The sequence below is a fragment of the Candidatus Methylomirabilota bacterium genome, from assembly GCA_036005065.1.
In the GTDB taxonomy this organism is placed as follows: Bacteria; Methylomirabilota; Methylomirabilia; order Rokubacteriales; family DASRDR01; genus DASYQW01.
This window is the reverse complement of the sequence record DASYQW010000010.1, coordinates 1-3,356: the sequence shown is the minus strand read 5'-3', so window position 1 is coordinate 3,356 and position 3,356 is coordinate 1. Positions and strand designations below refer to the sequence as shown.

At 73.6% G+C, this 3,356-nt stretch carries 2 protein-coding genes; one reads left to right on the top strand and one right to left on the bottom strand.

The window, feature by feature from the left end; genetic code table 11:
• Positions 1-63: 63 nt before the first annotated feature.
• On the top strand, positions 64-675 hold the full coding sequence (locus tag VGW35_00420; GenBank protein ID HEV8306100.1) for a DedA family protein: 612 nt from the start codon (positions 64-66) through the stop codon (positions 673-675).
• 93 nt (positions 676-768) lie between these two features.
• On the opposite strand, the gene VGW35_00415 is transcribed toward VGW35_00420, so the two are convergent.
• The gene (locus tag VGW35_00415; protein ID HEV8306099.1) at positions 769-2,778 is read right to left on the bottom strand and encodes a DUF6600 domain-containing protein; all 2,010 of its coding nucleotides are present in this window, start codon (positions 2,776-2,778) and stop codon (positions 769-771) included.
• Positions 2,779-3,356: the final 578 nt, after the last annotated feature.

Genomic DNA, 3,356 nt, shown 5'->3' with positions numbered 1-3,356 from the left:
CAGTGACGTGGCCGGCGCGTTTTCGAGCGACCCTCCCGAGCGAACCGCGTCCGGCTGCCACGCGTGCCTGACGTCACCGAGCTGGTCGCCCACTGGGGATACGGAGCGATCTTTCTGATCGTGGTCCTCGGCAACGTCGGTGTTCCCGTCCCGGAGGAGACGATCCTCGTCTTGGCCGGCTACCTGGTCTGGAGGGCGGAGCTGCGGATCTCCCTCGTGCTGGCGGTCGGCGTGGTGAGCGCCGTCGTGGGTGACAACCTGGGCTACTGGATCGGTCGGCGTTACGGGGCCAGCCGGATTGAGCGCTACGGCCGATGGATCGTCGGCGAGTCGCCGGAGCGGCTGGCGGCCATGCGGCGCTTCATGGCCCGATACGGGCCACTGGGCGTGTTCGTCGCGCGCTTTCTGCCGGGGCTCCGCTTCATGGCGGGCCCGCTCGCCGGGATGCTCGGAATGCCGCCGCCCCTGTTCGTGGCGGCGAACCTGCTCGGGGCCCTCGTGTACGTGCCGGCCGCGGTGGGAGTGGGCTATGCGGTGGGCTACGGCCTCGGCGACTACGTCGAGCGCGTTCGCCTGGTCATCGGTCGTGTTGAGCACGTGGTGCTTGGGGTGGCGATCCTCGGCACCGTGGCGCTGCTCGGGTGGCGGATCGTTCGCGCGCGACGGCGCCTGTGAACACGACTGGCCAGGTGATGGGGAGTCGCTCTACTGGGCGCCTGCCGGGTGAGGCTCGATGGATCGGCCGTCGCCGCCCCCGCCGGCCCGCGCTCAGCGGGCCGGCATCGGGGTCCCGAAGCCCCCCTGCGCCGGCGGTGCCGGCGGCTGTGGCGGCATGCGCTGGGCGCCCCTCGGCTCGGATGCCCCGGTCTCGGCGCGTCCGGGGAAGAGTCGGTTGGCCGGCTCGCCGGGCAGTCCGACCGGCGGGCCGTACGGCGCTTCCCGAGCCGCCGGCGGCGCCTCGCGAGCCGTGGGTGGCGTTCCTCGGACCCCGGGGAGACCCGCGGGCGCTCCCCCCGCGCGTGGATCGCCGCGCGGCGGCGCGGGCACGCCCTCCACTCGCGGTGGCGCGCCCGGCGCTGGAAGCGGACGCGCGGGGGCGGCCGGTATCGCCGGCTGTGCGGGAAGCGTGACGCGCCCGTGCGGCGGTCCCCCCTCGGGTGAGGGCGGTCCGATGTGTGCCGGCGGCGCGGGCGCGGGCTGTCCGGCCGGCGGCATCCCGAAGCGAGGCGGCACCGGCGGGCGCGGCCGCTCGATGGCGCTCGCCCCGAACGGCGGCCGCGGCGCAACCAGCGCGGCCGGCTCACGCGCCGGTGGCTTGACGAGGCGTGGTCGCATGCCCTCGGCCGCGGGCGGCGGCTCGAGTCCGTGCGGGGTGAGCCAGCGTGACGGATCGGCCGGCGCGCGTGTCGCGACGATGGAGCGCCGGGCGGCGGCGGGCGGCGTGATGCCGCGGGCCGTGTCCGGGGTCAGGCTGGTGCGGACCGGCTGAACTCCGATCGACCCGTGGACGGGGGCCAGGCGCCGCGGGTCTACCTGGGCCAGGCGCACCTGGGGGACCGCCGCGCGCCCGAAGCGGTGGCGCGGGACCACGACCATCGCGTGGTGGACCGAGGCGTTGCGGTACACGGTGATGTTCGTGACGTTGATGATCGTCGTGCGGTGCACGACCACGTTGTTGACGATGCGCGGTCCGCCCCAGCCTCCCCACCACGGCGCCCCCACGAAGCCGGCCGGCCCCCACCAGGGGATCACCGGCTCGCCCCAGCAGAGCGCAACCCAGCCGACGGCTGGACCGACGGGCTCGGCGCCGCCGAAGAACGCCACCAGCGCGGGGGCATACACCGGCCGGGCCACCACCGGTCCTGGCGCCCACGCCCAGACGCCATCGACGAAGACCCAGCGGCCATAGTGGTACGGGGCCCATCCCCACGGCGCGGTGTCGACCCACGTCCAGCCGTAGAGCGGATCCCACACCCAGGTGCCGGTGCTGTAGGGCACCCAGCCTCCTGGCACCCCCTCGGGGATCCACACCGACCCGTATCGCTCCACGACGCGCCAGCTCCCATGGTGGTCGAGCTCGTCGGCGCCGTAGACGCCGGGCGAGACGTACCGCGCGCTGACGGCGTCGCTCAGGGCGTCGCCTCGCGCGTAGTTCCACCGGTCCCAGTCGTCGACCTCCGGCGCGACATAGGTCGCGACCGTCGCGGCCGCCGTGCCCTCGAGGACGACCTCCTCGCTCGGCGCGATCGCCGACGTCGACCCGTTGGCCAGCGTGACGGTGGCGCGGCCGCCGCGCCGCGTGATGAACGACGTGCGCTCCCCCACGACGTCCACGCGGTAGTAGCCCGGATGCTCGACCGTGAACGCCGCGTAAGGCGTGTCGACCTCGATCGACTGTCCGGGGTCGAGGCGGCGAATGTCGAGGGCGACGTGACCGGTGGTGACTTTCAGCTGGAGATAGTCGGGCTCGAGGCCCGCCAGCCCGAGCCCTGTCTCGGCCGACGCGCGCGCGTAGGCGCGGCTGCCGATCTGGATCTCCAGGGTGCCGGGCGAGGCGGTGTAGAGCTCGTCGCCGGTGGCGAGCGGCGTGTTGACCTGGGCGGCGGTCCAGTCCTCCGCGCCCGGACGCCAGAAGGACACCCGCCCGTCCACGTAGGCCAGGCGTGGTGGCGTCCGTCCGATGTCCTCGGCGGAGGCGTCGGCGGCCATGCCCGGGATCACACCCCCGGCGAGCCCCGACAGCAGCAGCGCGGTGGCGATCACCATCCTCGCCCGCATGGGATCGACTCCTCTCTCGGCGGTGTAGGTAGGCTGCTCGGGCTCATCGAGACGTCGGCGCCCGCGAGCGCATCCCCGTCTGTCTGTCTGGTAGACGACGCAGGGGGTGGATGCATTCACCACGCGTGTTTACATCGTGGAGGGCGACGAGGGCGGTCATGGCCCGCTCATCGGGTTCTCCCGGTCGCACGCGGGTTGGGCGCCACGGGGCCTGACTCCACCTTAGCCATCTCGGCGCAGCCCGCGCAAGGGGGTCCGGGCGAACCAGCCGATGATCGTCGGCGTCCGGCGGCGGCAGTGCGTGGGGGGTCTTCAGGCGATCTTGTGGATCCGTCCGACGGTCGTGGTGGCGCGGCTCATCCTGAGATATTCGCCGAGCCGTGGCGCTCGGGGGGAAGTGGTGGACGCCGCCTTCATCGCGGCTCCGATGCCTCGCCCCACGAGTCGCCAATCCAGGATCTCCGAAGAATCCGGCGAAGAAGGCCCCGGCGCATCCCGCTCGCGTGCCCGGTCAGTGTCCGGAACGCGTGTCTTCCGGCCCGGACCGCGCTGACGCGGAGATCTCACCGCGACCAGCC